Annotated in this window: 22 protein-coding genes and 1 riboswitch; of the genes, 8 read left to right on the top strand and 14 right to left on the bottom strand. The window is 63.6% G+C overall.

Features of this window, described 5'->3' with window-relative positions:
* Window positions 1-346 precede the first annotated feature (346 nt).
* From UP10_RS28350 to UP10_RS28305, 10 genes are all read right to left on the bottom strand, one after another.
* A complete protein-coding gene (locus tag UP10_RS28350; protein ID WP_044590521.1) occupies window positions 347-1630 on the bottom strand; it encodes a glycerate kinase type-2 family protein in 1284 nt (427 codons plus the stop codon).
* A gap of 230 nt (window positions 1631-1860) precedes the next feature.
* Window positions 1861-3087 (bottom strand): ABC transporter substrate-binding protein, encoded by a 1227-nt coding sequence (locus UP10_RS28345; protein WP_044590520.1) that lies wholly within the window; start codon window positions 3085-3087, stop codon window positions 1861-1863.
* Between the two features lie 214 nt (window positions 3088-3301).
* Complete coding sequence (locus UP10_RS28340; RefSeq protein WP_044590519.1) at window positions 3302-4531, bottom strand: ABC transporter substrate-binding protein; 1230 nt, start codon at window positions 4529-4531, stop codon at window positions 3302-3304.
* A gap of 181 nt (window positions 4532-4712) precedes the next feature.
* Entirely contained in the window at window positions 4713-5939 is a 1227-nt protein-coding gene (locus UP10_RS28335; RefSeq protein WP_044590518.1) for an ABC transporter substrate-binding protein, read from the bottom strand.
* A gap of 117 nt (window positions 5940-6056) precedes the next feature.
* Window positions 6057-7286 (bottom strand): ABC transporter substrate-binding protein, encoded by a 1230-nt coding sequence (locus UP10_RS28330; RefSeq protein ID WP_044590517.1) that lies wholly within the window; start codon window positions 7284-7286, stop codon window positions 6057-6059.
* Between the two features lie 29 nt (window positions 7287-7315).
* Complete coding sequence (locus UP10_RS28325; protein WP_044590516.1) at window positions 7316-8359, bottom strand: branched-chain amino acid ABC transporter permease; 1044 nt, start codon at window positions 8357-8359, stop codon at window positions 7316-7318.
* A gap of 2 nt (window positions 8360-8361) precedes the next feature.
* Window positions 8362-9240, bottom strand: a complete 879-nt coding sequence (locus UP10_RS28320; RefSeq protein WP_044542865.1) for a branched-chain amino acid ABC transporter permease — start codon at window positions 9238-9240, stop codon at window positions 8362-8364.
* Window positions 9241-9252: 12 nt separating this feature from the next.
* The gene (locus tag UP10_RS28315; RefSeq protein WP_044590515.1) at window positions 9253-9966 is read right to left on the bottom strand and encodes an ABC transporter ATP-binding protein; all 714 of its coding nucleotides are present in this window, start codon (window positions 9964-9966) and stop codon (window positions 9253-9255) included.
* Window positions 9963-10760: an ABC transporter ATP-binding protein gene (locus tag UP10_RS28310; protein ID WP_044590514.1), complete on the bottom strand. Its 798-nt coding sequence runs from the start codon at window positions 10758-10760 to the stop codon at window positions 9963-9965. Before UP10_RS28310 ends, UP10_RS28315 begins: the two co-directional genes overlap by 4 nt.
* Before the next feature lie 69 nt (window positions 10761-10829).
* Window positions 10830-11696, bottom strand: coding sequence for an IclR family transcriptional regulator (locus UP10_RS28305; RefSeq protein ID WP_044543177.1), 867 nt, complete (start codon window positions 11694-11696; stop codon window positions 10830-10832).
* 181 nt (window positions 11697-11877) lie between these two features.
* Between UP10_RS28305 and UP10_RS28300 the strand changes: the two genes are divergently transcribed.
* The 5 genes from UP10_RS28300 (at window position 11878) to UP10_RS28280 (ending at window position 19295) form a co-directional block, all read left to right on the top strand.
* Window positions 11878-13974, top strand: coding sequence for a 3-hydroxyacyl-CoA dehydrogenase NAD-binding domain-containing protein (locus UP10_RS28300; protein ID WP_044590513.1), 2097 nt, complete (start codon window positions 11878-11880; stop codon window positions 13972-13974).
* Window positions 13975-14128: 154 nt separating this feature from the next.
* The gene (gene pimA / locus UP10_RS28295; protein ID WP_044590512.1) at window positions 14129-15793 is read left to right on the top strand and encodes a dicarboxylate--CoA ligase PimA; all 1665 of its coding nucleotides are present in this window, start codon (window positions 14129-14131) and stop codon (window positions 15791-15793) included.
* Window positions 15794-15847: 54 nt separating this feature from the next.
* Entirely contained in the window at window positions 15848-17038 is a 1191-nt protein-coding gene (gene pimC / locus UP10_RS28290; RefSeq protein WP_044542870.1) for a pimeloyl-CoA dehydrogenase large subunit, read from the top strand.
* 186 nt (window positions 17039-17224) lie between these two features.
* Window positions 17225-18367 carry a pimeloyl-CoA dehydrogenase small subunit gene (gene pimD, locus UP10_RS28285; protein ID WP_044590511.1) on the top strand — a complete coding sequence of 381 codons (1143 nt, stop codon included), beginning with the start codon at window positions 17225-17227 and terminating at the stop codon, window positions 18365-18367.
* Window positions 18368-18521: 154 nt separating this feature from the next.
* Entirely contained in the window at window positions 18522-19295 is a 774-nt protein-coding gene (locus UP10_RS28280; RefSeq protein ID WP_044590510.1) for an SDR family NAD(P)-dependent oxidoreductase, read from the top strand.
* Window positions 19296-19441: 146 nt separating this feature from the next.
* On the opposite strand, the gene UP10_RS28275 is transcribed toward UP10_RS28280, so the two are convergent.
* Entirely contained in the window at window positions 19442-20635 is a 1194-nt protein-coding gene (locus UP10_RS28275; protein WP_044590509.1) for an O-succinylhomoserine sulfhydrylase, read from the bottom strand.
* Between the two features lie 76 nt (window positions 20636-20711).
* Window positions 20712-20791: riboswitch (SAM riboswitch) on the bottom strand.
* 123 nt (window positions 20792-20914) lie between these two features.
* On the opposite strand from UP10_RS28275, the gene UP10_RS28270 reads away from it, so the two are divergent.
* The 3 genes from UP10_RS28270 (at window position 20915) to UP10_RS28260 (ending at window position 24822) form a co-directional block, all read left to right on the top strand.
* Complete coding sequence (locus tag UP10_RS28270) at window positions 20915-22021, top strand: 2'-deoxycytidine 5'-triphosphate deaminase (protein WP_044590508.1); 1107 nt, start codon at window positions 20915-20917, stop codon at window positions 22019-22021.
* A 189-nt stretch (window positions 22022-22210) separates the two neighbouring features.
* A complete protein-coding gene (locus UP10_RS28265) occupies window positions 22211-23260 on the top strand; it encodes a hypothetical protein (RefSeq protein WP_044590507.1) in 1050 nt (349 codons plus the stop codon).
* A 119-nt stretch (window positions 23261-23379) separates the two neighbouring features.
* Window positions 23380-24822, top strand: coding sequence for an MATE family efflux transporter (locus tag UP10_RS28260; RefSeq protein ID WP_044590506.1), 1443 nt, complete (start codon window positions 23380-23382; stop codon window positions 24820-24822).
* Between the two features lie 166 nt (window positions 24823-24988).
* Here UP10_RS28260 and UP10_RS28250 read toward each other — a convergent pair whose 3' ends face one another.
* From UP10_RS28250 to UP10_RS28240, 3 genes are all read right to left on the bottom strand, one after another.
* Window positions 24989-25477, bottom strand: coding sequence for a hypothetical protein (locus tag UP10_RS28250; RefSeq protein WP_044590504.1), 489 nt, complete (start codon window positions 25475-25477; stop codon window positions 24989-24991).
* A 101-nt stretch (window positions 25478-25578) separates the two neighbouring features.
* On the bottom strand, window positions 25579-25995 hold the full coding sequence (locus tag UP10_RS28245) for an SRPBCC family protein (protein WP_044590503.1): 417 nt from the start codon (window positions 25993-25995) through the stop codon (window positions 25579-25581).
* 156 nt (window positions 25996-26151) lie between these two features.
* The gene (locus tag UP10_RS28240; protein ID WP_044590502.1) at window positions 26152-26511 is read right to left on the bottom strand and encodes a VOC family protein; all 360 of its coding nucleotides are present in this window, start codon (window positions 26509-26511) and stop codon (window positions 26152-26154) included.
* Between the last annotated feature and the right edge of the window lie 46 nt (window positions 26512-26557).

The raw sequence follows: 26557 nt of genomic DNA, 5'->3' as shown, positions 1-26557 counted from the left end.
CACGAAGAAGCTGCCAAAGGTGGCCACTGAGATGGCGCTCAACGTGCTCGCCTACAACATGAAGCGCGTGATGACGATCCTGGGCGTAGGCGGATTGCTGAAGGCGATGCGGGCGTGAGGCCGGCCTCTGTGCGACCAAATCAGCGCCTACATGAAGCTCTTGGTTGCCACTGAGATGAGAGGTCGATTCCACCGAATTAGAAGCTCGGCGGCCGCGAACTGCGCCAGTGCCCCCAAGTTGCGCGATTTTCACACGGCCTGGGCCCAAGGCCGACGTGGGCCATGCCCACTTCAAGGTCGGCTTCCAGGAGCGAAGCGGACGCGGGGCGTATTTGTAGGACGCGCCCTAGTCTACCAAAATCACTCTGACATCATTCACATTCGTCAGCGTCGGTCCGGTCAGCAGCAAATCGCCGGTCTGCGCGAAAAATCCCGTGGCGTCGTTGTTCTCGAGATAGGCCTTGGGATCGAGGCCCAGTGATTTCATCTTCGCGAATGTCGCCTGGTCGATGATAGCGCCGGCCGGATCGCTGGCGCTGCCGGCGCCGCCGTCGGCGCCATCGGTGTCGCCGGCGAGCGCTGACACATCGGGCGTATCCTTCAGCAGATCGGCGAGCGCCAGCGCGTATTCCTGGTTGGGGCCGCCGCGGCCGTTACCGCGCACGGTCACCGTGAGCTCGCCGCCCGAGATGATCGCGACGCGCTTGCCTTCGCTGCGCGCCTGCAGTGCCATGCGGGCGTGCGCGGCGGCGACGTCGCGGGCCTCGCCTTCGAGATCGGCGCCGAGGGCGATGGTCTCATAACCGGCGTCGCGCGCGACCTTCACCGCGGCGTCGATCGAGGCCTCTGGTTTCGCCAGCAGTTCGAACGTTGCGTGCGCAAAGGCGGGATCGCCGGGCTTGCAGGTCTCATTCCTGGGATCGTCGAGCGCGCGGCGTACGGCGTCGTCGACCGCGAGATTGTATTTGGCGACCAGGGCGCGGGCATCGGCCAGCGTGGTGGGATCGGGCACCGTCGGACCGGACGCAATCGCGGAGGGATCGTCATGCGGCACGTCTGATATCGCGAGCGTGACGATCTCGGCAGCGCGTCGGCCGGCGCGGGCCAGCCGGCCGCCCTTGATGCGCGACAGATGCTTGCGGACGATGTTCATCTCGCCGATCGGTGCGCCCGAGCGCAGCAGCGCGCGGTTGACCTGCTGCTTCTGCGCAAAGCTCACGCCCTCGACCGGTGCGATCCAGTTCGCCGAACCGCCGCCGGTCAGCAGCACCAGCAGCAAATCGTCAGGGGTCGCTTCCGCGGCGAGCCGCAGCGTGTCGTCGGCCGCCTTCAGCCCGGCCTCGTCGGGCACGGGGTGGCCGGCCTCGACCACCTTGATGCGTCGTGTCGGCACGCCGTGGCCGTGACGGGTCGTCGCGATGCCGACCAGCCGTGCCGGATCGAGCCCGAGCCCGTCGAGATAATGCCGTTCGGCTGCCGCAGCCATCGCGCCGGCGCCTTTGCCGGCGGCAAGGCAGATGATCCGTCCCTTCGGCACCGGACGCAGCCGTGACGCCAGCACGACGTCGGGGTGCGCGGCCGCAACGGCGGCATCGAAGATCGAACGCAGCAGGGGACGTCGGTCGGTCATGGCAGGACTCACGAACAGCAGGGTGTGACGAGATGAGGCTGACTTGCAAGCTGCTGCATTCCATCTCCCGCTTGCGGGGGTCAGGGGCGCGCTTGCACGATTTCGGAATATTGGAAGAGTAACGCTGAGTTGCCCGGCGTGTCAAGTTGCCTGGTCGAGCGTGGCCGCTATCGGCAACTTTGGATCGGCTACTTTGCATGGGGTTGTTTTCGATATTTTCAGGTGATCCCCTAGTTGCCGACGAGCTCACCACTGATGACGTCGCCGAACAACTGCCAGCGCTCGCCCTTGAACTGCATCAGTTGCAGTTGCTCGATCGGCTGGAAGTCGTCGGGGCCGGTCGACAGCGTCACGCCCGGCAGCAGGCCACCTTGCGGGAACTGCTTCAGGCTCGCCGCCTGCTTCATGACATTGGCGCGCGTCAGGTCGTCGCCGCAGCGGCGTAGCACCTCGACCATCGTGGTCGCCATGTTGTAGCCAGTCATCGCCGAGGCATCGACGCGATTGGTCTCGGGCATGTATTTGGCGAGCAGCTCGTCGAACGCCTTCATGCCGACGTCATCCTTCCACTGCGGATCGCTGGCGTCCTTGGCGTAGGCCGCCGAGATCACGCCCTGCGCGTTGTCTATGCCCGCCGGTCGCATCACGGTCGCGGTCGAGGCCGAGACGTTGGAGACGATGGTGACCGGCTTCCAGTTCATCTCACCGACCTTCTTGATCGCCTGCGCGCCGAATTTCGGCGTGGTGAAGAAGATGATGACGTCGGGGTTGGATGATTTAAGCCGCACCACATGCGAGTCGATGGTGGGCTCGGCGACCTCGTAGCTCTCCTCGGCGACAATGCGCGCAGGATCGCTGGCGAAGCCATCCTTGAGGCCCTTGAGATAGTCCTTGCCCATGTCGTCGTTCTGGTAGAGCACTGCGACCTTCGCGGCAGGCTTCTCCTTGATCAGATATTTCGCGTAGATGCGCGACTCGCTCTGGTAGCTGGGCAGCCAGCCCATGGTCCAGGGGAAGGCCTGCGGCGCGTTCCACTTGGTAGCACCCGTGGCGACGAACAGCTGCGGCACCTTCTTGGCGTTGAGGTATTTCTGGATCGCGGTGTTCGATGCGGTGCCGAGCGTGCCGAACAGGAACAGCACCTCATCGCTCTCGACCAGTTTGCGGGCCTGCTCGACCGCCTTGGGCGGCGAATAGGCGTCGTCATAGGAGATGAAGTTGATCTTGCGCCCGTTGATGCCGCCGTCGTCGTTCACCTTCTTGAACACGGCGGTCATCGCCTTGCCGACCACGCCATAGGCCGAGGCAGGGCCGCTATAGGGCACGATGTTGCCGATCTTGATCTCGGTGTCGCCGGCGCCCGTATCGTATTTCTTCTGCGCCAACGCGGCGCTGCTGGTCGCAGCAGCAACGGTGAGGCCGAGGAGGGCGGTCGCGACGCGATGTCTGATCGGCATGGACACTTGAAGGTCTCCCGGTTCTTGCGCGCCTCATGGAAAGGCGCCGGCTTGTTGTTCGCTCTGCCGCATCGATACCTAGCGCATCGCCAAGTGGAGTGTAAACGGCCGGGCCGTCTTCGGTTTTATCGGTGAGGCATCGGAAGCGAAAGACAAAGCAAAACCCCCTGCGAAAGTGTCGCAGGGGGCAGGAATCTCACGATATGGGAAAATTTTAGCCGCCGACGTCGGCGCTGATCACGTCGCCGAACAGTTCCCACCTCTCGCCTTTGAACTTCATCAGCTGAAGCTGGCTGATCGGGGCGAAATCGCTCGGGCCGGTGTTGATCTTGATGCCCGGCAGCAGCACCTCGGTACGGAAGTCCTGCAGGTTCGCTGCCTGCTTCATGACGTTCTCGCGGGTCAGATTATCGCCGCACTGCTTCAGCACCTGCACCAGGGTCTGGGCCACGCCGAAGCCGACAACGGTGCCGCCGTCGAGCCTGTCGCCTTCAGGAAAATCCTTGGCCATGAAGGCATAGAACTCCTTCATGCCGGGATCATTGTCCCATTGCCTGTCGGAGGCGTCCTTCAGGTAGTTGGCCGAGATGATGTCCTGCGCGTTCTCATAGCCGGCCGGCCTGATCACCGAGCCGACCGAGGCCGACACGTTGTTGAGGAAGTGGGTCGGCTTCCAGCCGAGCTCCGTGACCTTCTTGATCGCCTGTGCCGCGAATTTCGGCGTTGCGATGTCGATGAAGACATCGGCGTTGCTCGACTTCAGCTTGACGATGTGGTTGTCGATGGACGGCTCGGAGGTCTCAAAACTCTCCTCGGCGACGATCATGCTCGCGGCCTTCTGGCCGAGCCCGTCCTTGAGGCCCTTCAGGTAGTCCTTGCCGTAATCGTCATTCTGGAAGATCACCGCGATCTTGGCGTTCGGCATGTTCTTCAGGATGTACTTCGCGTAGATCTGGGTTTCGCTCTGATAGTTGGGCTGCCAGCCCATGGTCCAAGGAAACTCCTTCGGGTCGTTCCATTTGGTGGCGCCGGTGGCGACGAACAGCTGCGGCACCTTTTTGGAGTTCATGTACTTCTGGATCGCCGAGTTCGACGGTGTGCCGAGCGAGTTGAAGACCAGCAGCACCTCGTCGCTCTCGACCAGCTTGCGCGCCTGCTCCACCGCCTTCGGCGGCGAGTAGGCGTCGTCATAGGAGATGAAGTTGATCTTGCGGCCATTGATGCCGCCGGCATCGTTGATCTTCTTGAAGTAGGCGGCCTCGGTGCGGCCGATGATGCCGTAGGCGGACGCGGGGCCGCTGTAGGGCATAATGTTGCCGATCTTGATCTCGGTGTCGGTGGCGCCGGTGTCGTATTTCTTCTGGGCGACGGAGGGGTCGGTGGTTGCTGCGAGCAGTGCGAGGGCAGCCGAAAAGGCCCCCAATCGCAAATGGATAGCAGGCATTTTGATCTCCCTTGGATCACGATGAATGTGTCATGTTTTTTTGATTGAGAGCACTTCGCGGCTCCTCGCGATATTGAATACCTTTCGCCCTTTGCCAGCAACAAAAAGCCCCCCGCGGTCGTGGCACGGGAGGCGTCATTTAGTCGAAGGCGCGGACCCGGGAAGCGCCGGGCGCGGACGATCAGTGGCTCATATTGCTTGAAATGATGTCGCCGAACAACTCCCACTTGTCGCCCTTGAAGCGCATCAACCGCAGCTGCTTGATCGGCGCGAAGTCGGTCGCGGACGTGTTGATGGTGATGCCGGGCAGCAACGTGTCGGCGGTGAAGTCTTTCAGGCTCGCGGCCTGCTTCATGACGTTGGCGCGGGTGAGATCGTCGCCACACATCTCCAGCACCCTCACCATGGTCTGCGCGGCGCCGTAACCGAAGGCTGTAGCGCCGTCGAGCCTGTTGCCTTCAGGATAATCCTGCTTGAGGAAGGCAAGGAATTTCTGCATGCCGGGGTCGTTATTCCATTGCGGGTCGGCGCCGTCCTTGAGGTAGGCGGCCGACAGGATGCCCTGGGAATTCTCGAAGCCCGCCGGCTGCATCACGCCGCCGACGGACGCCGAGACGTTGGCGACGATCTGCAGCGGTGTCCAGGCGATCTCAGCGGCCTTCTTGATCGCCTGTGCCGCGAATTTCGGCGTCGCGATGCTGATGAAGGTGTCGGTGCCGGCGGCCTTGAGCTTGACGATGTGATCGTCGATCGTGGGCTCCGAGGTCTCGTAGCTTTCCTCGGCGACGATCATCGATGCCTTGTCGCCGAAGGCGTGCTTCAGGCCCTTGAGGTAGTCCTTGCCGAAGTCATCGTTCTGGTAGAACACGGCGACCTTCGCGTTCGGCTTCTCCCTGATGATGTATTTCGCATAGATATGCGCCTCGTCCTGGTAGCTGGGCTGCCAGCCGATGGTCCAGGGAAATTCCTTCGGGTTGTTCCATCTGGAGGCACCGGAGGCGACGAACAGCTGCGGCACCGTCTTCTGGTTCATGTATTTCTGGATCGCCGTGTTGGTCGAGGTGCCGAGCGAGTTGAACACCAGCAGCACCTCGTCGCTTTCGACCAGCTTGCGCGCCTGCTCCACCGTCTTCGCCGGCGAGTAGCCGTCGTCGTAGGAGATGAACGTGATCTTTCGGCCGTGGATGCCGCCCTGTGCGTTGATCATCTTGAAATAGGCGGCCTCGGTCTTGCCGATCACCCCGTAGGCCGAGGCGGGACCGCTGTAGGGCATGATGTTGCCGATCTTGATCTCGGTGTCGCTGGCCCCGGTGTCGTAGGTCTTCTGGGCCATTGCGACATCGCCACTCGCCACGATCAGTGCAAGCGCCGTCAAGAGCGCCGTCAGGGACAGGCGTACAGCAGTCATGGTTTCCCCACCCCGTGTTCTTGGTCTGCGCATTCAATACCATCGGCACGGGCCGTCAACAAAAAGCCCCCGCGACGTCAGCCGCGGGGGCTCTCGGTTCATTTTTGCACTGCAACGTTATTCGGCAGCGACGTCACCCGAGATGGTCTCGCCGAACAGTTCCCACTTCTGACCCTTGAAGCGCTGCATCTGCAGTTGCGAGATCGGCGCGAAGTCGGTCGCCGAGGTGTTGATCTTGACGCCCGGCAACAGCGTGTCGGGCGTGAAGTCCTTCAGGCTCGCCGCCTGCTTCATGACGTTGGCGCGGGTGAGGTCGTCGCCGCACATTTCGAACACCTTGGCCAGCGTTTGCGCCGCGCCATAGCCGTATACGACACCACTGTCGGTCTTGTCGGCACCCGGCATGTACTTGTCGACGAACGCGGACCATTTCTTCATGCCGGGATCGGTGACCCATTGCGGGTCGGTGCCGTCCTTGGCATAGGCGGCCGAGAGCACGCCCTGGGCATTCTCGAAGCCGGCCGGCTGCATCACGCTGCCGACCGAGATCGAGACGTTGGTGACGATCTGCAGCGGCTTCCAGCCGAGTTCGCCAGTCTTCTTGATGGCCTGCGCGGCAAATTTCGGCGTGGCGTAGATCAACAGCACGTCCGGATTGGCGGCCTTGATCTTGACGATATGGCCGTCGATCGAAGGCTCCGACACCTCATAGCTCTCCTCCATGATGATGGTGGAGGCCGCCTTGGCGCCGAACCCGTCCTTGGTGCCCTTGAGGTAGTCTTTGCCGAAATCGTCGTTCTGATAGAGGATCGCGACCTTGGCGTCGGGCTTCTCCTTCATCAGCCATTTGGCATAGATTTGTGCCTCGCTCTGGTAGCTCGGCTGCCAGCCGATGGTCCACGGGAAGGCCTTCGGGTCGTTCCACTTGGTTGCACCGGTGGCGACGAACAGCTGCGGGATCTTCTTGGCGTTGAGGTACTTCTGGATCGCGGTGTTCGACGGCGTACCGAGCGGATTGAACACGACGAGGACCTCGTCGCTTTCGGCCAGCTTGCGCACCTGCTCGACCGCCTTCGGCGGCGAGTAGGCGTCGTCATAGCTGACGAAGCTGACCTTGCGGCCGTTGATGCCGCCCTGATCGTTGATCATCTTGAAATAGGCTTCTTCGGTCTTGCCGATCACGCCGTAGGCGGAAGCTGGTCCGCTGTAGGGCATGATGTTGCCGATCTTGATCTCGGTGTCGGTCGCGCCAGTGTCGTATTTCTTCTGGGCGAAAGCGGCAGTGGATGTCGCAGCAAAAGCAACGACCGCCACGGCAGCCGCGGCGATCCTTAGTCTCGAAAGCATAGTGTCTCCTGGTTTCTTCTTTGAGGTTCTTAGTTCTTCTTGAGTTTTCCGATAAGTTGCTGGGCAACGATCGCAACTTGCCTGGCGCCATGCGGCACGAGGAAGATGACGAGGAACAGCAGCACGCCGAACACCGCGCCGGAGAGGCCCTTGGAGAAGCTCTCGGCGATGTTGGGCACGAAGATGATGAAGGCACTTCCTACGATCGAGCCCGGCAGCCAGCCGACGCCGCCGACCACCATGCCGAGGAACAGCTGGATCGCGAGCGTGATGGTGTAGCCGTCGGGCGCCACGAATTGCACCGCGATGGCGCCAAGACCGCCGGCGACGCCGGTGATGCCGGCCGAGACGCCGAACGCCAGCGTCTTGTACAGCGCGACGTCGACGCCCATGGCGGAGGCCGCGATCTCGTTGTCGCGGATCGCCATGAAGGCGCGGCCCGAACGCGAGCGCAGCAGGTTCACCGAAGCGATGTAGATCGCGATCCCGACCGCCAGCGTGAAGTAATACAGCCACATGTCCTGCGAGATCGACTTGTGGAACCACGAGGCCACAGCCTGCAGCAATTCGGGCGCGTCCGGCTTGGTCACGACCAGGCCTTGCACGCCGCCGGTCCAGTGCTCGAAATAGCCGAGTTTCAACAGCTGCGGCATCGCGGTGGCGAGCGCAAACGTCGCAAGCGCCAGGTAGACGCCGCTGAGCCGCAGCGCCGGCTGGCCGAACAGGAAGCCGAAGCCGAAGCAGACGATGCCGGCAATCGGCAGCGTCAGGGCATAGTTCATGCCCACATGCTCCATCAGGATCGCCGAAGTGTAGGCGCCGACCGCGTAGAACGCGCTCTGGCCGAGCGAGAACTGCCCGCTGCCGCCGGTCAGGATGTTCAGCGCCAGCACCGCGAGCGCGTAAATCAGCAGCATCGTCAACTGAAAGATGATGAAGTTCTTCACGAACAGCGGGACGAGGATGAGCACGGCCAGCACCACGAGTGAGGTGCCGAAGCCGAGCGTCATGGCTCGCTTGGGAACGGCCTCGACGGCCGGGGCTTCGGTGACGATGTCTTCAGCGGTGCTCATGATCAAACTCGCTTGACGATGGGCCGGCCAAACAGCCCAGCCGGTTTGACGACCAACACGGTGATGATCAGCGCAAGCGCGATCGGTAGCTTCAATTCATTGCCGACGCCGGGGATATAGGTCCCGACCAGGTTTTCGAAGATCCCGACCAGGAAGCCGCCCATGACAGCACCGAACGGACTGGTCAGGCCGCCGAGCACGGCGGCGGCAAATCCGTAAATCAGCACGCCCAGCATCATGTTGGGCTCGAGGAACACCACCGGCGCGATCATCATGCCGGCGACCGAGCCGATCGCGGCGGCCATGCCCCAGCCCAGCGCGATCATCCACGAGGTGTTGATGCCGACCAGCCGCGCCGATTCAGGCAGCGACGCGGCCGCGCGCATCGCGAGGCCCACCCGGGTGAAGCGAAAGAAGAAGAACAGCATGACCAGCATCAACAGCGTAATGCCGATCATGCCGGCCTGATGGGTCGAGATCAGCTGGCTGCCGAGGAAGGGCGAAGAGCCGAACGGCGTCGGATATTGCTTGATGGTGAAGTCCCAGATCAGGCCGGCGACGCTGTTGATGATCGCATACAGCGCGATGAAGCCGGCGACGTTGGTCAGGATCGGCGCCTTCGCCAGCGGCTTGAACAGCAATCGCTCGATCGCGATGCCCGCGGCGAACGAAAACGCGACGGTGAGGACGAAAGCTCCCCAGTAGGGGATGCCCCATTGCATCAACTGCCAGGAGACGAAGGTCGAGAACATCGCCATTTCGCCCTGGGCGAAATTCAGATGGTCGATGGCCTGGTAGATCATGACCACCGCGAGCGCCATGCAGGCATAGATCGCGCCGGTGGCGATGCCGGCCAGGACCTGGTTGGCAAAAAGCTCCATTGTCCTTGCTCCTCAGTAGCCGAGATAGGATTTGCGGACGTCTTCGTTGTTGGCGATGTCCTTGGCGTTGCCCGACATCACGATCCGTCCGGTTTCGATCACATAGGCCTGGTCGGCGAGCTCGAGCGCGAGTTGCGCGTTCTGCTCGACCACCAGGATGGTGACCTTCTCCTCGCGATTGATCTTGCCGAGAATGCGGAACAGGTCGCGCACGATCAGCGGCGCAAGGCCGAATGACGGCTCGTCGAGCAGCATCAGCCGCGGCCGCAGCATCAGCGCGCGGGCGACCGCGAGCATCTGCTGCTCGCCGCCCGACAGCGTGCCGGCCTGCTGGGTGTAGCGCTGCTTCAGCACCGGGAAATGGTCGTACATCCGCTCGATGTCGGCGACGATGTTCTTCTTGTCGGATCGGCTGATGGCGCCGAGCTGCAGGTTCTCCTCCACCGTCAGGGTGGTGAAGGTACCGCGGCCCTGCGGCACATGCGCGATGCCAAGGCGGACCACGTTCTCGGTCGAGCGGGTGCCGATCGGCTTACCCTCGAACTCGATCGCGCCGGTCGAGCGCACCATGTTGCAGATCGCCCGCAACGTGGTGGTCTTGCCGGCGCCGTTGGCGCCGAGCAGCGTGGTCAGCGAGCCCTCGTTGAGCTGGAAGTTGAGGCCGTGCAGGGCCTGGACCTGGCCGTAATAGGCGCGCAGGTCCTTGACGTTGAGCATCGAGGTCATTGGTCCTTGCTCCCCAGATAGGCCTTGATGACATCCGGGTCGGCCTGGACCTGGGCCGGCGTGCCCTCGGCGAGCTTGCGGCCGAAATTGAGCGCCACGACGTGGTCGGCGATCGACATCACGAGGCCCATGTGGTGCTCGACCAGCAGCACGGTGATCTTGCGGTCGTCACGGATTTTGCGGATCAGGTCGCCGAGGACGTAGACTTCCTCATGGTTGAGGCCGCCGGCCGGTTCGTCGAGCAGCAGGATCTTCGGGTCTGCGGCCAAAGCGCGCGCCAGCTCGACGCGCTTCTGGGTGCCGAAGGGCAGGCCGGAAACCACGGTGTGGGCGGCGCTCTCGAGGTCGAGATAGCCGAGGATCGCGTGAACCTTCTTGTTCACGTCGGCTTCGCCGCGCCGAATCCAGGCCAGCCGCAGCGAGTCGCTGACGATGTCGCTCGAGCTGCGCGCATGCGCGCCGACCCGCACATTGTCGATCACGGAAAGATTGGGAAACAATGCGACGTTCTGGAAGGTGCGGCCGATGCCGATCTCGGCGATCCGGTGCGGCGGCCGCTTCAGGATGCTCTCACCTTCCATCAGGATGTCGCCGGACGACGGCTGGTAGAGCCGCGACAGACAGTTGAACAGCGTCGTCTTGCCGGCCCCGTTCGGTCCGATCAAGCCGAGGATCTGCCCCTGATGCATGTCAAAGGACACGCCATTCAGCGCGATGATACCGCCGAACACGACGCTGACGTCGCGAACCGCGAGCAGGGGTGATTGTCCCTGCGCGAGCTGTGCCTGCGTCATCTCGTCTCGCCCGCCATCTTCACGCGATGCGAGCGAACCTGCGAAACCTCTCGCTGGTCGTGATGGAGGCTATCTGATCCCCTCGGCCAAACGTGCAACTTTCCCTCCTACTCTAGACTTTTTGCTTTCTTGTTTTTTTGATTGCGGCGCCATCCCACCCAGCACCTGCTCGATGTTCCTTACCATCGCGACAAGACGAGGTCCAATGTCGTTGATCAATCGGTCTTCCGTGAAGCGGAATGCCGGCGCGCCACAATTGAAGGCGTAGGGTCCGGTTCCGTCATTCAGCGTCAAGCCGACGCCGACTGCGGCGACATCGTCCTGCCAGTCGCCTGTGGACATGGTGAACCCGTACTTCGCCACCGTCTCGCCGGAGCGCTCGATGCCATCGCGCATCTTGGGCCAGCGGCTGCCATAGTGCTCGCGCAGTTCACGCAATAAAGCGGCACGCTCGTCGGGAGGCAATGCCCAAATATAGGCACGGCCCATCGCCGTGGTTGCGATGGGTACCCGTGAACCGACGTCGAGTTGCACGCCGAGCGCCAAGCCATTCCGGCTCTGGCCAAAGTAGATCATGCTGTGACGGTCGCGGCCGCCAACCGCGACGGCGCCGCCGGTCTGGCGCATCACGTCCTCCCGATAGGGCTCGGACAAATGCCGAACGCCGAGATTGGCGAGCGCCGCATAGCCCAGCGCCATGGCCGATGGCGCAAGCTGGTACTTCTCGAACCGCGGCACGGGTGTAAGGTAGCCCAGCTTGGTCAACGTATAGGTCAGCCGGGAGATGGTCGGCTTCGGTAATTTTGTACGGGCGGCGATCTCTTGATTGCCCAGGAGTCCGTCATTGGGCTGGAATGCGCGCAGAACATCAAGTCCGCGGGAAAGCGCGACGACGAAGTTGCGATCGGTCGCTGCCTTCTTGCCAGAACGTTTCATTCCCTGCCGCTTTGTCATGCTCGTTGACAAGGCTCGTGCTTCAAAATAACCCTCCGTGTCAAGGTGTGGAATTCAATTTCGCAGTGCGAAATTAGTCTAAATCGCGAGAACGTAGCGGCTCGACGCAAGTCGGGCAGCTACTCAACACAAGTTCAAGAACAAGCATCCAGGGAGAGTCCCGGTGAGTGAAGTGGTCAAGCTCGAACGTCATGACAACATTGCTGTCGTTACGGTTAACAGTCCTCCCGTGAATGCGCTAAGCGCCGCGGTGCGCGGCGGCATTTTTGAATGCATCAAGAGCGCGATCGCCGATACGCAGGTTCAGGGCATCGTGCTGACCTGCGATGGCCGTACCTTCATCGCGGGCGCCGATATCACCGAATTCGGCAAGCCGCCGAAGCCGCCCGGTCTCGCCGAAGTGCTGAGCCTGATGGAAGATTCGCCGAAGCCGATCGTTGCCGCAATTCACGGCAACGCGCTCGGTGGCGGTCTCGAGGTTGCACTGGCCTGCCACTATCGGGTCGCCACCAAGGACGCCAAACTCGGCCTGCCCGAGGTGAAGCTCGGCCTGTTGCCGGGCGCCGGCGGCACCCAGCGCCTGCCGCGCGCGGTCGGACCCGAGCTCGCGGTCAAGATGATCGTCGGCGGCGATCCGATCTCCGCTCCCGAAGCACTGAAGCACGGCCTGATCGAGGAGATCGTGGAAGGGCCCGCGTCGGGCGGTGTGGCATTTGCGCGCAAGCTGGTCGCCGAGAAGCGACCGCTGCGCAGGCTGCGCGATGACAATTCCAAGCTCGCCGCGGCCAAGGCCGATCGTTCGATCTTCACCAACGCCGTCGCCGCGATGACCAAGAAGGCGCGCGGGCTGGAAGCGCCTTTCGCGGCTGCGGATGCCGTCGGTGCGGCGATCGACCTGCCGTTCGACGAGGGCCTGAAGAAGGAGCGCGAAGGCTTCCTCAAGCTGGTCTCGAGTGACCAGTCCAAGGCGCAGCGCTACGCCTTCTTCGCCGAGCGCGAAGCCGCCAAGATCGCGGGCGTGCCCGAGGGCACCAAGCCGCGCAACGTCGCGCGCGTGGCCATCCTCGGCGCCGGCACCATGGGCGGCGGCATCGCGATGTCCTTTGCCAATGCCGGTATCCCGGTCACCCTGATCGAGACCGCTGAGGAGCAGCTCAAGCGCGGCATGGGCATCATGCAGAAGAACTACGAAGCGACCGCTGCGCGCGGTGGCATCCCCGCGGACGCGCCCGCCAAGCGCATGGCGCTGATCAATGGCGTCGTCGGCATCGAGAACATTGGCGACGCCGATCTCGTCATCGAGGCGGTGTTCGAGACCATGGCGGTCAAGAAGGAAGTGTTCGGCAAGCTCGACCAATACGCCAAGCCTGGCGCGGTGCTCGCGTCCAACACCTCCTACCTCAACATCGACGAGATCGCGAAGGCGACGAAACGTCCGCAAGACGTGCTCGGCATGCACTTCTTCTCGCCGGCCAACGTGATGAAGCTGTGCGAGATCGTGCGCGCCGACAAGACCGCGCCGGATGCGCTGGTTACCGCCGTCTCGATCGCGCGCAAGATCGCCAAGGTGCCGGCGGTGGTCGGCGTCTGCGACGGTTTCGTCGGCAATCGCATGCTGGCGCAGCGCGGCAAGCAGGCCGAGAAGCTGTTGTTCGAAGGCGCCTTGCCGCAGCAGGTCGACGCCGTGGTGACAAAGTTCGGCATGCCGATGGGCCCGTTCGCGATGGGCGATCTCGCCGGCCTCGATATCGGCTGGCGCTCGCGCAAGGACCGCGGCATCAAGTCGGAAATCGCGGATGCGCTGTGCGAAGCCGGTCGCTTCGGCCAGAAGACCGGCAAGGGCTACTACAAGTACGAAGCCGGCTCGCGGTCGGCGCTGCCCGATCCGGAGGTCGAGAAGCTGATCGACGAGACCCTGGCGCGCCTCGGCCGCAAGAAGCGCGCCGTGTCCGACGACGAGATCCTCGAGCGCATGATGTATCCGATGATCAACGAGGGCGCGAAGATCCTTGAAGAGGGCATCGCGGCGCGGCCGAGCGATATCGATGTGGTCTGGCTCTATGGCTATGGCTGGCCGATCTATCGCGGCGGCCCGATGTTCTGGGCCGATACCGTCGGGCTGAAGCACATTGCCGATCGTCTCGCCTTCTACGCCAAGGAGACCAACGATCCCTCGCTTGAGCCGGCGCCGCTGCTGAAGAAGCTCGCGGGTGAGGGCAAGACCTTCGCGTCGCTCGCCACGCCGTCGAAAGCGGCGTGATTGGCCAAAGGCCCAACAATGTGTCGTTCCGGGGCATCGTAAAGCGATGAGCCCGGAACCCATTGCGCCTCAGAGCATGCGGCCTGATGGATTCCGGGCCTGGCCCTTCGGGCCATCCCGGAATGACGACCTTTAGAGTCCTGCGAAGGCATTCATGATCCATCCCGGCGAACCATATTATCCGAACGGCGTGCACTGGAGCGACGAGATCGCGCGTGGCACGTTGCCTGATCTGCTTTCCGCGGCCGCTGCCGAGTACGGCACGCGCCCCGTGCTCGAATTTCGCGAACGACCGATCAGCTACAGCGAGCTCGAAGCCCTGGTTGAAACCGCAGCTAGCGCCTTCATGCGCGCCGGCTACGGCAGGGGCGCGTCGGTCGCGCTGTTCCTCGGCAACACGCCGGATCATCCGATCAACTTCTTCGGCGCCCTGAAGGCTGGCGCCCGTGTCGTGCATCTGTCGCCGCTCGACGGTGAGATCGCGCTGTCGCACAAGCTCTCTGACTCCGGCGCGCGCGTGCTCGTCACCAGTAATGTGTCGGCGCTGTTGCCGACTGCGTTGAAATTCCTCGCCAAGGGGCTGCTCGACCGGCTGATCGTCTGCGAGGACGACAATTGGGGCAAGGCCGGCACAGCGCAGACGGCGTTGCCCGACAACCCTGCTGTGGTCACGCGCAGCCAGTTCATCGATGGTGCGACCAAGCCGGCGCAATGGCCTGCGATCGACGTCGAGGACGTCGCGCTGCTGCAATATACCGGCGGCACCACCGGCCTGCCGAAAGGCGCGATGCTGAGCCACGGCAACCTAACTGGGGCGGTGTCGATCTACGACGTCTGGGGCAAGCCGGCGCGGCTCGAGCGCAGCGCGATCGAGCGCGTGATCTGCGTGCTGCCGCTGTTCCATATCTATGCGCTCACCGTCGTGCTGCTGTCGGCGATCCGCCGCGGCCACCTGATCTCGCTGCACCAGCGCTTCGACGTCGAGGCAGTGATGCGTGACATCGAGGTCAAGCGCGCCACGGTGTTTCCCGGCGTACCGACGATGTGGATTGCGATCGCGGGGCTACCCGATCTCGACAAGCGCGACCTGTCGTCGCTGGTCTCCTGCGGCTCCGGCGGCGCGCCGCTGCCGGTCGAAGTCGCAAAGATCTTCGAGCGCCGCGTCGGCATGAAGCTGAAGAGCGGCTGGGGCATGACCGAGACCTGTTCGCCCGGCACCGGCCATCCGAAGGAAGGGCCGGACAAGGTGGGCTCGATCGGGCTGATGCTGCCCGGCATCGAGATGGATGTGGTGTCGCTGGACGATTCGACGAAGCTGATGCCGGTCGGCGAGGTCGGCGAGATCCGTATCCGCGGCCCGAACGTCACCAAGGGCTACTGGAACCGGCCGAAGGAAACCGCGGAAGCCTTCGTCGGCGACCGCTTCCTGACCGGCGACATCGGTTACATGGATGTCGACGGCTACTTCTATCTGGTCGATCGCAAGAAGGACATGATCATCTCCGGCGGCTTCAACGTCTATCCGCAGATGATCGAGCAGGCGATCTACATGCATCCCGCCGTGCAGGAGGTGATTGTGATCGGCATCTCCGACGATTACCGCGGCGAGGCGGCGAAAGCTTTCATCAAGCTGCGCGACGGGCAACAACCGTTCTCGCTCGACGAGCTGCGTGCGTTCCTGACCGGCAAGCTCGGCAAGCATGAATTGCCCGTTGCGGTCGAGTTCGTCGCCGAACTGCCGCGCACTCCGGTTGGAAAACTGTCGCGCCACGAATTGCGCCAGCAGCAGCCGAAAACCCTTCAACCCACACCGCAGTAGAACAATACGACCAAGACTGTTCGTTCAAAGACTGTTCGTTCAAAGGAGGATCCGATGGATCTCGCTTTCACCAAGGAAGAGATAGCGTTTCGTGAGGACGTGCGGGCGTTCTTCAAGGCCAACGTCCCGCCGGACACGCGCCGCAAGCTGCAGGAAGGCCGCCATCTGTCGAAGGATGAGATGGTCACCTGGTGGCGCATCCTCAACAAGAAGGGCTGGGGCGTCACCCATTGGCCGAAGGAATTCGGCGGAACGGGCTGGACCTCGGTGCAGCACTACATCTTCAACGAGGAGCTGCAGTCCTATCCGGCGCCGCAGCCGCTCGCCTTCGGCGTCAGTATGGTCGGCCCTGTCATCTACACCTTCGGCAACGAGACGCAGAAGAAGCAGTATCTGCCGCGCATCGCCAATGTCGACGACTGGTGGTGCCAGGGTTTTTCGGAGCCCGGCTCCGGCTCTGACCTCGCCTCGCTGAAGACCAAGGCCGAGCGCAAGGGTGACAAGTGGATCATCAACGGCCAGAAGACCTGGACCACGCTCGCCCAGCACGCTGACATGATCTTCTGCCTCTGCCGCACCGACAACAATGCGAAGAAGCAGATGGGCATCTCCTTCATCGTGTTCGACATGAAGTCGAAGGGCGTCACCGTGCGCCCGATCCAGACCATCGACGGCGGCGTTGAGGTCAATGAAGTTTTCTTCGACGACGTCGAGGTGCCCTATGAGAACCTGATCGGCGAGGAGAACAAGGGCTGGGACTACGCCAAATTCCTGCTCGGCAACGAGCGCACCGGCATCGCCCGGGTCGGCGTGTCGAAGGAGCGGCTGCGCCGCATCCGCGCGCTGGCTTCCAAGGTTGAGGCCGGCGGTCGGCCCGTGATCGAGGATCCGGCGTTCCGCGAAAAGCTCACCGCCTGCGAGATCGAGCTGAAGGCGCTCGAGCTCACTCAGTTGCGCGTCGTCGCCGACGAGGGCAAGCACGGCAAGGGCAAGCCCAATCCGGCCTCCTCGGTGCTGAAGATCAAGGGCTCCGAAATCCAGCAGACCACGACCGAGCTCCTGATGGAGGTGATCGGCCCGTTTGCCGCGCCCTATGACGAGCACGGCGACGCCGGCTCCAACGAGAGCATGGATTGGAGTGCACAGATCGCGCCGAGCTACTTCAACAACCGCAAGGTTTCGATCTACGGCGGCTCCAACGAGATCCAGCGCAACATCATCAGCAAGGCGGTGCTGGGGCTGTAAGCCACAAGTTCAGCTGTCGTCCCCCGCCTTGTGCGCAATTGCGCACTGGGGCGGGGGACCCAGCACGCCGCGGCGTCCGTAGGTCACGATGACAGCCGGTGTGTACTGGATCCCCGCATTCGCGGGGATGACGAGGGGAGATCGGGGCGGCAGTGGTGCCCCATGCGATTTTGGAGAGACGGTAACATGGATTTTGATCTGTCCGAGGAGCAGCGGCTTCTCAAGGAAAGCGTCGACGGGCTTCTCACGGATGCCTACGATTTCGATGCGCGCAAGAAGTACATGAAGGAGAAGGGCGGCTGGAGCAAAGCGCTCTGGGGCAAGCTTGCCGAGCAGGGCCTGCTTGGTCTGCCCTTTGCGGAGGCCGATGGCGGCTTCGGCGCCGGCGCGGTCGAGACCATGATCGTGATGGAGGCGCTCGGCAAGGCGCTGGTGGTCGAGCCTTATCTGGCCACGGTCGTCATCGCCGGCAGCTTCCTGCGCCACGGCGGCTCGGCCGAGCAGAAGGCGACATATATTCCCGGCATCATCGACGGCAGCAAGACCTTCGCGTTCGCGCAGCTTGAGAAGAGCTCGCGCTACGATCTGCACGACGTCGTTACGACGGCGAAGAAAAAGGGTGACGGTTGGGTGATCGACGGCGAAAAATTCGTCGTGCTCAACGGCGAGAACGCCGACACCTTGATCGTCACTGCGCGCACCAAGGGCGGCCAGCGCGACAAGACCGGCGTCGGCGTGTTTCTTGTGCCGGCAGACGCCAAGGGCATCACTCGCAAGGGCTATCCGACCCAGGACGGCCTGCACGCGGCCGACATCACCTTCACCAATGTCGAGGTCGGCGCTGATGCCGCGATCGGCGATCCTGAGAATGCGCTGCCGCTGATCGAGCGCGTGGCGGACGAAGCCCGCACCGCAATCTGCGCGGAAGCCGTCGGTGCGATGGACGAGTCGTTGACGAGCACGGTCGAGTACATCAAGACGCGAAAGCAGTTCGGCGTTGCGATCGGCTCGTTCCAGAGCCTGCAGCACCGCGCCGCGGACATGTTCGTGGCGCTGGAGCAGGCCCGCAGCATGTCGATGCTCGCGACCATGGCGTCGGACTTCGACAACGCCAAGGACCGTGCCAACTCGGTCGCCGCGGCCAAGGTGCAGATCGGCAAGTCGCTGAAGTTCGTCGGCCAGCAGTCGATCCAGCTCCATGGCGGCATCGGCATGACCATGGAGGCCAAGATCGGCCACTACTTCAAGCGACTGACCATGATCGAGAACACGCTCGGCGACACCGACTACCACCTCCGCCGCGTCAGCGAGGGCGGCGGGCTGCTCTAGCCTCATGATGACTGTCATCCCCCGCCTTGTGCGCACTTGCGCACTGGAGCGGGGGATCCAGTACACCGCGGCTTCTCGGTTCTAGCTGCGCCGCCTCTGGAATACCGGATCGCCCGCGTTCGCGGGCGACGACACCAAGTGGAGCCCAACAACAATGAAAAACACTCCATTCGATCTCACCGGCACCGTCGCCGTCATCACCGGCTCGAGCCGCGGCATCGGCCGTTCCTCCGCCGAACTGCTCGCAAAGCTCGGCGCCAAGGTCGTGATCTCCTCGCGCAAGGCGGACGCCTGCAAGGAGGTCGCTGACGGCATCAACAGCAACGGCGGTGATGCGATCGTCATCCCCTGCAACATCTCGCGCCGCGAAGAGGTCGAGGCGCTGATCTCGGGCACGATCAAACATTACGGCAAGATCGACACGCTGGTCTGCAACGCAGCGGTGAACCCCTATTACGGCCCGCTGCTCGACATCAAGGACGAGGCCTTCGACAAGATCATGGGCTCGAACGTCAAGAGCAACATCTGGCTCTGCGCGCTCGCCGTTCCGCAGATGGCCGAGCGTGGCAAGGGCTCGGTCGTGATCATCTCCTCGATCGGCGGCTTGCGCGGCTCGACGGTGATCGGCGCCTACGGCATCTCGAAAGCGGCCGACTTTGCGCTGTGCCGCAGCCTCGCCGGCGAATGGGGTCCGAAGGGCGTGCGCGTCAATTGCGTGGCGCCGGGCCTGGTGAAGACCGATTTCGCTCGCGCGCTGTGGGAGGATCCGGAGAACCTGAAGCGCCGCACCGCGTCGTCGCCGCTTCGCCGTATCGGCGAACCCGAGGAGATCGCCGGCGCGGTGGCCTATCTCGCCTCCGACGCCTCGACCTTCATGACCGGCCAGACCATCGTGATCGACGGCGGCGTCACCACGGCAGCGACGTAACGCTCAGTCGCTCGATAAAGTAGCGCTCAATCGCTCCACAAACTCGTCATGCCCGGCCTTGTGCCGTGCATCCACGTCTTGGTGTAGCGAGAAGCAAGCCGTGGATGGCCGGGACAAGCCCGGCCATGACGGATGGAGCCAGTCTCTCATACCTGCGCCAGCGCCTGATCGAGATCCTCGATCAGGTCGTCGGCATGCTCCAGCCCCGCCGAGAAGCGGATAAAGCCTTCGCTGATGCCGAGTTCGGCACGGGCTTCCGGCGCCAGGCGCTGATGTGTCGTGGTCGCGGGATGCGTGACCAGGCTCTTGGCGTCGCCGAGATTGTTGGATATCCGCGCGATCTTCAACGCGTTGAGGCAGCGGAAGGCGCCGGCCTTGCCGCCCGTCACCTCGAAGCCGACCAGCGTTGAGCCGGCGCGCATCTGCTTCTTCACCGTCTCGGCCTGCGGATGGTCGGCGCGGCCGGGATAGACCAGCCGCGTGATCTTCGAATGGTTCGCCAGCACGTCGGCGATCTTCGCCGCGCTCTCGGTCTGCGCCTTGACGCGAATGCCGAGCGTCTCAAGTCCCTTCAGCAGCACCCAGGCGTTGAACGGCGACAGCGACGGCCCGGTCTGGCGCATGAAATTATGGATGTGCTCGGCGATGAAAGCTTCGGACGACAGGATGACGCCGCCGAGGCAGCGGCCCTGGCCGTCGATGTGCTTGGTCGCGGAATAGACCACGACGTCGGCGCCGAGCGTGAGCGGGCTCTGCCAGATCGGCGTTGCGAACACGTTGTCGACGATCAACCGGGCGCCGCCGCTGTGCGCGATCTTGGCAATGGCCGCGATATCGAGCACGTCGAGTGTCGGATTGGTCGGGCTCTCCAGAAAGAAGGATTTGGTGTTCGGCCGCAATGCGCGCTGCCACTGGTCGAGATCGAGACCATCGACCAGCGTGGTTTCGATACCGTAGCGCGGCAAGAGGTCCTGCACCACGTAAAGGCACGAGCCGAACAGGGCTTTCGACGCGACCAGATGATCGCCGGCCTTCAGCGGTGCGAGGATCGCGGTGGTCACCGCGGCCATGCCGGTCGCAGTCGAGCGCGCGGCTTCGGCGCCCTCCAGCTCGATCATGCGGCGCTCGAACATCGCGATCGTCGGATTGGAATAGCGCGAATAGATAAAGCCGGGATCCTGGCCCTTGAAGCGCGCCTCGCACTGCTCTGCGCTGTCGTAGACATAGCCCTGGGTGAGGAACAGGCCTTCCGACGTCTCGCCGAATTGCGAGCGCAGCGTGCCGCCATGGACGAGGCGGGTTTCGGGACGATAGTGGGCGGTAGATTTGGCTTCAGACATGTGACCTCCGACGCGGCCATTCCCTTGGGAAAATAGCCACAAAAAAACCGGCCTGGAGAAACCTCCACAAGCCGGGATCACACTGTCCCCGGCCTGTTTAGCGACTTATTTAACGTGGCTGCAAGCCGGCCGGCTCAAATCACCACGGGATAAGTGTTGCTGATATTCCCTCACGGCCTTTCCGTCAAGGCGGTCATCGGATAACTCGTAAAAGCCCATATTTTGGGGCTTGGATGGCCGCTCAGGGTATGATTTTGGGCCATCTCGAGGGGCCGCGCCGTGTCGTTCACGCTGGAAGAAGAATCCAACGGAATCTTGCCCGACCGCATGATCGCGGAGATGGCGGAGGCCGGCCTCATTCTGCCGGCGTACCCGTTCATCGAGAGCCAGATCCAGCCGGCGAGCCTCGATCTGCGCCTCGGCGACATCGCCTACCGCGTCCGTGCGAGCTTCCTGCCGGGGCCCGACTCCACCGTTGCCGAGCGCATCGACCAGTTGAAGCTGCACGAGATCGATCTGTCCGACGGCGCGGTGCTGGAGACCAATTGCGTCTATATCGTCCCGCTGCTGGAAAGCCTGGCGCTGCCGCCGGAGATCGTCGCCGCGGCCAACCCGAAGAGCTCGACCGGCCGGCTCGACGTCTTCACCCGTGTGATCGCCGACGGCACCCGCCGCTTCGACATGATCGGCGCCGGCTATCACGGGCCGCTCTATGCCGAGATCAGCCCGAAGACCTTCCCTGTGCTGCTGCGCGAGGGCTCGCGGCTGAGCCAGGTGCGCTTTCGCATCGGCGACGCGGTCCTCAGTGCCGATGAGCTCGACGCGCTGCATGCCGCCGAGCGGCTGGTCGATATCGACGATGCCGATCTGGTCGAGGGCGTTGCGCTCTCGGTCGATCTCTCCGGCGAGAATTCGAACGGCTTCGTCGGCTACCGCGCCAAGCGCCACACCGGCGTGGTCGATGTCGACCGCCGCGCCGGCTACGCGGTCGACGATTTCTGGGAGCCGATCAAGGCGCGCACCGACGGCAGTCTGATCCTCGATCCCGGCGAATTCTATATCCTCGCTTCAAAGGAAGCCGTGCAGGTGCCGCCGGATTACGCCGCCGAGATGGTGCCGTTCGATCCCCTGGTCGGCGAATTCCGCGTCCACTATGCCGGCTTCTTCGATCCCGGATTCGGCTATGCCGGCGCCGGCGGGAAGGGGTCGCGCGCGGTGCTCGAAGTGCGTTCGCGCGAAGTGCCGTTCATCCTCGAGCACGGCCAGATCGTCGGTCGTCTGGTCTATGAGAAGATGCTCGAGCGGCCCGACGCGATGTACGGCCAGCGCATCGGCTCCAACTACCAGGCGCAGGGCCTGAAGCTCTCGAAGCATTTTCGGGTGTAGCGATATTCTCTCCGTCGTCATTCCCCGCGAAAGCGGGGAATCCAGTCCGCCGCGGCCCCTGAATAGATAACGTACGCCTCTGGAATACTGGATCGCCCGAACGAGTCGGGCGATGACACTGCATGTGCGTTGGTTGCGTCGCTTCTCCGGCGATGACACACTCTGGCAAAACAACAAACGGGAGCGAACATGACCGGAGAGCAGGGCGCGCAAGAAGCGCAATGGCGGAAATGGCGCAGCGTCGCCGATCTCTACCATGCCTTCTTCACCGGGCTGATCCTCACCGTGGTGACGCGGCGCGGCACCGCCGATGCGGCCGAGTTCGTGTTCCGGGTGTTTCGCCGCCAGCAGCAGGAGCGCTTCCTGCCGGGGCTCAAGAAGCTCGGCCTTGACGACCTGCCGCCGGCGGTCGCCGCCGCGCAATATCACTACCTCTCGAACTGGATCGGCGGCGTGCATGTCGAATACATGCACGAGACCGACCGCAAGGCCTGGATCCGCTATCCGCCGCCGCGCTGGATCTGGAAGGGCACCGCGATCTGCGGCGTGCCCGGCGAAGTCTCGCGCGCGATGCTGCGCGGCTGGCACGCCAACAATGGTGCAGCCCTCGGCGATCTCAGGCTCGGCTTCGTCTGCACCAAGCAGAGCGTCGACGGGCAGGATGGACTTGAAGGCTATTACTGCGAATACGACCATCCGCTCGAGCTCGACCAGCGACTTGTCTTCGCGCGCCATCTCGAGGCGCCGCTGTTCGATTCCAGCACCGCGCCGGCACTGCCGGTCGATAGCTGGCCGAAGCCGCGCCTCGAAAAAGCCTATCGCAACTACGCGATGGAATATGTGAAGACGGCAGCACCCGTGATCGTGCAGGTGTTCGGCCCGGAGGATGCGAGCTATCTGCTGCATCTCACCGGCAAGCTGATTGGCATGCAGTATTTCGACGAGGTCGCGCATGCGCTTGGTGGTCGTCGTGGCCGTGCGGCGGAATTTGCCGCGTTCCTGCGCGTGCTCTTCGAGTCGCAGGACGATGTCGCCGAGATCAGCGAATCCGAGGGTCAGTTCGAAATCCGCCAGCAGGGCTGGAAGCTGATGGCCGACGTCGCCGATTATCATCCGGCCTGCGCCAGCGTGCTGACGGGTATGTTCGAGGGGCTGGCGGCCGGCTGCGGGCGGCATATTCCGGTGCATTTGCAGCTGAACGGAAGCGCCCGCGCGCAGTTGGTGTGGTCGGTGGGGTAGTGCGAAAGTTCACCTGCAATCGCGCAGGTCCCCCTTGCGTCCCGCGCAGGTGGAATCGGCTGCCACCATGGTAGGGAAACACCATGCGCGGCTCCCGAAGATCGCGCACGGGAGACGAAATGTCCGATCTCGGCCTCGCCGAAATACCCGTCGACGAACACGAGCGGCCGCTGCCGCCGCCGGTGGCCAGGCCGGCGCGCAATGCGCTGCTCGACGGACCGATCCTGCGCACGCTGCTGTGGCTGGCCTGGCCGAATGTCATCGCGCTGTCCGCCGGCACCTGCGTGGTGATCGCGGAGACCTCCTATATCGGCCGCCTTGGTGTCGAGTCGCTCGCGGCGATGACGCTGGTGTTTCCCTGCGTGATCCTCACCATGACGATGTCGGGCGGCGCCATGGGCGGCGGCGTGGCATCCTCGATCGCGCGCGCGCTCGGCGCCGGCGAGATCGAGCGCGCCTCGACGCTCGCGGCACACGCGTTGCTGATCGGCCTGACCTTCGGTCTGACATTCATGCTGGGCATGTTGATCTTCGGTCCACGTCTGCTCGAACTGCTCGGCGGCCGCGGCAATGTGCTGGCGCAGGCAGTCGGCTATTCGCAGATCTTCTTTGGCGGCGCGATCCTGCCCTGGCTGATGAACACCATGGCCGGCATCCTGCGCGGCACCGGCAACATGAAACTGCCGTCGACCATGATCCTGTCGTCGGCGGTGTGGCAGATCTTGCTCGGCGGCACGCTCGGGCTCGGCCTCGGTCCGGTGCCGCAATTCGGCATGCGCGGCGTCGCCGCCGGTTCGCTGATCGCCTATTCGATCAGCATCACCGTGATGGGCTGGTATCTGTTCTCCGGCCGCGCCCGCGTCGTTCCGAAGCTCAGGGGATTGCGGGTGCAGGGGGCGATGTTCATCGACGTCCTGAAGGTCGGCGCGATCTCCTGCTTCTCGCCGCTGCAATCGGTTTTGACGATCTCGATCTTCACCCACATGCTGGCGCAATTCGGCACCGCGGTGCTCGCCGGCTACGGCATCGGTGCGCGGCTCGAATTCATGCTGACCTCGGTCGCGTTCGCCGTCGGCATCGCTTCGGTGCCGATGATCGGCATGGCCGTCGGTGCCGAGCGCATCGCCCGTGCCCGGCGCATCGCATGGACCGCGGGCACGATGGCATTCCTGATGGTCGGCGCGGTCGGCAGCTTCATCGCGGTGTTCCCCGACCTCTGGGTCAATCTCTTCACTGATGATCCGCATGTGCGGAGCACCAGTCATCAATATCTCTCCACGGCCGCGCCGATGTACGCCTTCATCGGGCTGGCGATGTCGATGTATTTTTCCTCGCAGGGCGCCGCCAAGGTGCTGGGTCCGGTGCTGGCGCAAAGCGCGCGGCTGATCTTCATCGCGACCGGCGGCTGGTGGCTTTCGACGCATGACGCGACCGCGCAAAACTTCTTCACCCTCGCCGCTGCCTCGATGGGCGTGCTCGGCACATTCTCCTGCCTCAGTGTGATCCTGACGCGCTGGGGCAAGCCCGCGCCGATCGCCAAGGTGCAGCCGGCGTTGTCTTGAGGCCTTGATTCAAGCAAGCCGTCATTGCGAGGAGCGATAGCGACGAAGCAATCCATACTTCCGCGCGGGCGGTGCGATGGATTGCTTCGCGGAGCCTGTCATCGGGCGCGCATTCGCGGGACCCGTTGGCTCGCAATGACGGGGATAGAGCTGCGCGCCGGTCGTATCACCGCTGCCGGTGCCGCCGGCCGTGACGTCCACCGCCGCCGAAATTCGCCATCCGCATGATTTGCGGGATCATGCCCATCAGCTCGCCGCCGCCACCGCCGCCGAGCATGCCCATGATATCGCCGCCACCGATGCCGCCCAATCCGACGCCGTAGCTCTCGGGGGTGCTCGGTATTCCGCCGCCATATGTGCTGGCGCTGCCGCCGCCAAAGCTGCCGGGGATGCCACCGAAGCCGCCGCCGAGGCCGGGAATTCGGCCGCCGCCATCCAACATGCCGCTCATCATCGGGCCCATGGTCTGCATCATCATGGCGAAGCGGCGCTTGCCCATCTTCGCCTTCATCATTTCCAGCATCGGCGCCATTTGCGTCATCATGTCCTGGCCGCCTCCGCCGCCCAGGAATTGCGCCTTCGCGGGTGTCGATGTCAGCGCAAACAGCAGAAGCAGCGTGGCCGCCTGGCACACGACCTTGTCGGCTCCCGTCATGGCAAACCCTCCCGTGCGCCCGCAGCCCACGATTGCGGGCGAGGATCCGGACGCACGGGGTGAGGCTTAGAGGCGGAAGCGGCCCTCTTCTGTGAGGAAGGTCACGCAGCTTTCCCATCCCTGACCGAGCGGGCCAGTGCGGTCTGCATCGCAGCCGCGCCGAGATCCATCTGCGCGTCCATATAGGGCGCGACCTCGTGCGGCAGCACGTCGGCGATCCACACCACGCGGCAGCGGCCGTCGGCCTCGGCGAACACCTGTGCCGACGCCGAGTGCTGCTTCAGCCGCTCGCTGGTGATCGCATAGACCAGCCGCTGCCGTTTGTCGTCGCAATCGACCAGCGTCTCGCGCGCCACCGAGCCGTTGCCGAAGGTGACGATGCGCACGTCGCCCTCGAGCTGGGTGTCGGTGACGAAGCCCGGCGCCAGCCGCGTATGCAACGCCCCGAAATCGCGTAGCGCGTCCCAGACGTGGTCGGCCGGCGCGTCGATCGGGATGTCCTTGTAAATCGAAGCCATAGTTCAGTCCTTTCTATTTGAAGAGGTCGTCATTGCGAGGAGCCAACGGGTCGCGCGAATGCGCGCCCGATGACAGGCTCCGCGACGAAGCAATCCATCCGTCCGCATGCGCGGGCCTGTGGATTGCTTCGCTTCGCTCGCAATGACGGTGGAAACTTAGGTGCACACCGCCTCGACATTGTTGCCATCGGGGTCGATCAGGAACGCCGCGTAATAAGTCGGGCTGTAATCCTTGCGATGGCCCGCGGCGCCGTTGTCTTTGCCGCCGGCCTTGACGCCTTCGGAATAGAATTTCTTGATCGCGTCGTGGTTCGATGCGCGGAAGGCGATGTGGGCGCCGCCCGCGGACTTGCCCTTGTGCAGATGCAGCCAGAGTGCGGGCTCGCTCTTCGGGCCGAAGCCGGCGCCGCTGTCGTCGCGCGAGCAGAGCACAAAGCCGAGCGGCGCCAGTGCGGCGGCGTAGAAGCGCACGCTGGCGTCGAGGTCACTGACGCGCAATCCGATATGGTCGTACATGATTGGTCTCCAGATGGGGGCCCGTCGATGACGCGCGGCCTGGAGA

Source organism: Bradyrhizobium sp. LTSPM299 (assembly GCF_000938235.1).
Taxonomy (GTDB): Bacteria; Pseudomonadota; Alphaproteobacteria; order Rhizobiales; family Xanthobacteraceae; genus Bradyrhizobium.
This window is presented reverse-complemented; position numbering and strand designations above follow the sequence as displayed.